Source organism: Streptomyces sp. XM83C, from assembly GCF_023072675.1.
GTDB lineage: Bacteria > Actinomycetota > Actinomycetes > Streptomycetales > Streptomycetaceae > Streptomyces > Streptomyces thermocoprophilus.
In genome coordinates this window covers 1-1,365 of sequence record NZ_JALLGL010000578.1, presented here as the reverse complement: position 1 = coordinate 1,365, position 1,365 = coordinate 1, and the positions used below count along the sequence as shown (strand labels likewise).

Annotated in this window: 1 protein-coding gene and 1 pseudogene; one reads left to right on the top strand and one right to left on the bottom strand. The window is 66.6% G+C overall.

Going from position 1 to position 1,365, the window contains the following annotated elements; all coding sequences use genetic code 11:
• Positions 1–357 precede the first annotated feature (357 nt).
• Positions 358–1,157 (bottom strand): IS5 family transposase gene (locus tag MTQ10_RS30460; RefSeq protein ID WP_247473977.1). Its coding sequence is split into 2 segments (ribosomal slippage): positions 358–819 and positions 822–1,157, totalling 798 coding nucleotides; the frame shifts between segments, so codons are not numbered across the junction.
• Between the two features lie 88 nt (positions 1,158–1,245).
• Here MTQ10_RS30460 and MTQ10_RS30455 point away from each other — a divergent pair.
• Positions 1,246–1,365 (top strand): annotated as a pseudogene (locus MTQ10_RS30455) (IS5/IS1182 family transposase); the annotation flags it as partial.

The following is a 1,365-nucleotide window of genomic DNA, read 5'->3' as shown; positions in this document are numbered from 1 at the left end:
CTCCACTCCTCCCTCGACTACGTACCGCCCGCCGAGTACGAACGCGAGTGGTGGCGACAACAGGAAGCCACCCCGCAGTCCGCCTGAAACAAGATCACCGGACTCTACGAAACTCGGGGCAGCTCATACTTGTGGGCGAAGCAGTCGCACGTCCGCGTGTCCGGAATGGACTCTTTCGCAGCAGACCGATACAACTGCGGCAACAGGGCCTCCCGGTGAGCAGTGGCGTAGACACCCTCTGTGCTACCGAGAGGCCCTGCCTTCATGCCCCCGCGCGGCCACAATCACCTGAACAGCACGCCCGTACGGAACCCCCAGCTCCACACTCGGTTTCGAGAAGCCCTCTAACAAGTCATCTCATTTGGTGAGTCTGCGGTAGCAGATGAGGGTGCAGGCGATGCTGGTGAAGGCCAGGAAGTGTTCGGCCTTGCGTTCGTAGCGGCGGTGGAGGCGGCGGCAGCCGGCGAGCCAGGACATGGTCCGTTCGATGGTCCAGCGGTGCCGGCCGAGCCGCTGGGAGGCCTCGATGCCCTTGCGGGCGATGCGGTGCCGGATGCCGCGCTGTGACAGCCATTGCCGCAGGTGGCGGTAGTCGTATCCCTTGTCGGCATGGAGCTTGCCGGGCCTGCGTCGACGAGGACCCCGGCGGGACCGGATCGGCGGTATGCCTTTCACGAGGGGGATCAGGGCCTGGCTGTCGTGGACGTTGGCGCCCGAGATCCCGACGGACAGGGGCAGACCGGTCCGCTCGGTGATCAGGTGGATCTTCGAGCCGTACTTGCCCCGGTCGACAGGATTCGGACCTGTCAGGTCCCCCTTTTCAGGGCCCGCATGTTCACCGAGTCGATCGCGCACCGCGACCAGTCCAGCTCACCGCGGGAGCCGAGTTCGTCGAGGACCAGGCGGTGCAGCTTGGCCCACACCCGGGCCTTCGACCACTCCGAGAACCGCCGGTGGGCGGTCGCCCCGGACGGGCCGAACGACGCCGAAGGCAGCTGCTGCCAGGTACAACCCGACGTGGCCACGAACACGATCGCGGCCAGCACCTCCCGGTCGCCGTGCCGACGCCGACCACCACCCTGCGGCCGCGACGGCGCCTCCGGCACCACCCGCTGGAACAACTCCCACAACTCGTCCGGCACCATGCGCTCGACCATCACCACACGGTGCAGACTACCCAGCATTCCAAATGAGACGACCTCTTAGACGTCGTTTCTGATGGCGTGATCGCTCGTTGAGCCGTGCATGACGGATCTGGTGGAGCGGTTGGTGCCGGACGAGTTGTGGGCGCTGTTTCGGCGGGTGGTGCCGCCGACGGAGGTCATACGCCCGCAGGGCGGCGGCAAACGGAGGGCCGGTGACCGC